Source organism: Piscinibacter sp., from assembly GCF_050175855.1.
Taxonomy (GTDB): domain Bacteria; phylum Pseudomonadota; class Gammaproteobacteria; order Burkholderiales; family Burkholderiaceae_C; genus Piscinibacter.
This window is the reverse complement of sequence record NZ_JBFXIO010000552.1, coordinates 1-2669: the sequence shown is the minus strand read 5'-3', so window position 1 is coordinate 2669 and position 2669 is coordinate 1. Positions and strand designations below refer to the sequence as shown.

The 2669-nt window shown below is 64.6% G+C and carries 3 protein-coding genes; all 3 read left to right on the top strand.

Going from position 1 to position 2669, the window contains the following annotated elements; all coding sequences use genetic code 11:
- Positions 1 to 449 (top strand): WYL domain-containing protein (locus tag AB7U92_RS25595; protein WP_428583438.1); only part of this gene is annotated, 449 nt, incomplete at its 5' end.
- A 63-nt stretch (positions 450 to 512) separates the two neighbouring features.
- Entirely contained in the window at positions 513 to 719 is a 207-nt protein-coding gene (locus AB7U92_RS25590) for a hypothetical protein (protein WP_428583436.1), read from the top strand.
- A 32-nt stretch (positions 720 to 751) separates the two neighbouring features.
- On the top strand, positions 752 to 2669 hold a 1918-nt coding region (locus AB7U92_RS25585), incomplete at its 3' end, for a DEAD/DEAH box helicase (RefSeq protein ID WP_428583434.1).

The following is a 2669-nucleotide window of genomic DNA, read 5'->3' as shown; positions in this document are numbered from 1 at the left end:
GCGTCATCGTGCCGTTCGCGCTCGCCGACAGCGGTAGTCGGTGGCATGTCCGCGCGTACGACAGGCGCTCCAACGAATTCCGCGACTTCGTGTTGGCCCGCATCGCCGATGCCCGCTTCGATGGCGAACCGATCGTCGACGAGGAGCTGCCGGAGCACGACATCCAGTGGAACCGAGTCGTCGAGCTGGAGCTGGTGCCGCACCCTGCAAACATGAGGAACCCGGACACCATCGAGGCCGAGTACGGCATGAGCGACGGTGTTCGACTCGTTCGCGTTCGGGCGGCGCTCGTCGGATACATGCTCCGGCGCTGGAATGTGGACTGCACGCCGGATCACAGTCTTCGCGGCGGGGAGAACCACCTCTGGCTAAAGAACCGCCAGGCCCTCTATGGCGTCACAAACCTGATGCTTGCACCGGGCTACGGCGAACCGAGCAATGAACGGTGACCGCCATGTCGATCACCCGCACCGGCATTCCCGCTGACCGTCACGACCGAAAGGAGCCCCACCATGCCTAAACCCCCCGCCAACCACGGCAAGCAATGGACGTCTGCCGATGTTAAGCAACTAAAGCAGCTCGCCAAAGACAACACACCCACGCGCGTCATCGGCCTGAAGATGGGCCGCACCGAAGACGCCGTGCGCGCCAAGGCAGGCGAGAACGACGTATCCCTCAAACCCACCAACCAGTCGCCATACAACCGGCGCAAGCCCTGATCCATCGGGACCGGAACGACAAGGGGCGCACCGTGCTGAAGCTTGAACAGATCCAGAAGAACGCGGCGATCTCGGGCCTGGAGCCCGGGCAGGTGGTGCGCATCGTCACCACCGAGCTGGTCGGTGACAACGCCCTGACCGTCTACTACAAGACCGCCGACGGCAAGCTGCTGGAGCGGATGCTGTTCCGCACCGACGAGGCCAAGCTGTCGCTGGCTGAGTCAGGGCGCCCCTGGGCCTTCGATGCGCCGGGCGAGGAGTTCAAGCTCGCGGCCGAGGCCTACCGGATCAACCTGGCCCACCTCTTCGATCCGATGATGGCGGTGCACACGTCGAACGTGGAGCCGCTGCCGCACCAGATCACGGCCGTCTACGAGTCGATGCTGCCGCGCCAGCCGCTGCGCTACGTGCTGGCAGACGACCCCGGCGCCGGCAAGACCATCATGGCCGGCCTGTTCATCCGTGAACTGCTGATGCGCGCCGATGCCAAGCGCGTGCTGATCGTCGCCCCCGGCAGCCTGGTCGAGCAGTGGCAGGACGAAATGTTCGAGAAGTTCGGCCTGACGTTCTCGCTGTTCTCGCGCGAGCAGGTCGAGCAGTCCCGCAGCGGCAATCCCTTTGACGACATCGACCTGATGGTCGCCCGCGTCGACCAGCTTTCCCGAGCCGAAGACCTGCAGGAAAAGCTGCGCCTATCTCACTGGGATCTGGTGGTCGTCGACGAAGCGCACAAGCTGTCGGCCAGCTACTTCGGCAACAAGATCACCAAGACCAAGCGCTTCCAGCTGGGCGAGTTGCTGGGCTCGATCACGCGGCACTTCCTGCTGATGACCGCCACGCCGCACAACGGTAAGGAAGAAGACTTCCAGCTCTTCATGTCGCTGCTGGACGCTGACCGCTTCTACGGCAAGTTCCGCGACGGCGCGCACAAGGTGGACGTCTCCGATCTCATGCGCCGCATGGTCAAAGAGGACCTGCTCAAGTTCGACGGCACCCCGCTGTTCCCGGAGCGCCGGGCCTACACCTGCAACTACGCGCTGTCCGATCTCGAAGCCGCGCTCTACGCCGCCGTCACGGACTACGTGAAGACCGAGTTCGCGCGGGCCGATCAACTGGCGGACGGCGGCCGAAAAGGCACTGTCGGCTTCGCCCTGACTTCGCTGCAGCGCCGGCTCGCGTCCAGCCCCGAGGCCATCTACCAGTCGCTCAAGCGTCGCCGCAACAAGCTCAAGCGCCGGGTCGAGGAAGAGAAGCTGGGCCAGCGCGGCAGGTCGCTTGCCGAGACGCTCGTCGGCACGGGTACCAACGGTGTGCCAGACGACATTTGGGAGTCGGCCGACGCGCTGTCGCCCGACGACTACGAGAACTTCGAAGAAGCGGTCGTCGACCAGGCCACGGCCGCCCAGACCATCCAGGAGCTCGAGGCCGAAATCATCATCCTCGAAGACCTGGAAGAGCAGGCCCGCAAGGTCGTGCACTCCGGCCAGGACCGCAAGTGGGACGAGCTGTCTCGCCTGCTGCAAGACACGCCCGAAATGCACGATTCCGTGGGTCGCCAGCGCAAGCTGATCATATTCACCGAGCACCGTGACACGCTGAACTACCTGGTCACCAAGATCCGCGGCCTGATCGGCAGCGAGGAGGCCGTGGTGATGATCCACGGCGGCGTGAAGCGCGAAGAACGCCGCAAGGTGCAGGAGTTGTTCCGCAACGACCCGGCCGCGCGCGTGCTCGTCGCCACTGACGCGGCCGGCGAAGGCGTGAACCTGCAGAACGCCAACCTGATGGTCAACTACGACCTGCCCTGGAACCCCAACCGCCTGGAGCAGCGCTTTGGCCGCATCCACCGCATCGGCCAGACAGAGATCTGCCACCTGTGGAACATGGTGGCTTCCGAGACGCGCGAGGGCGACGTCTTCCAGCGGCTGTTCGAGAAGCTGGAGATACAGC

Bases quoted from the DNA above. Each gene is read 5' to 3' on its own strand.
- AB7U92_RS25590 (WP_428583436.1), top strand. From the start codon at position 513: ATGCCTAAACCCCCCGCCAACCACGGCAAGCAATGGACGTCTGCCGAT.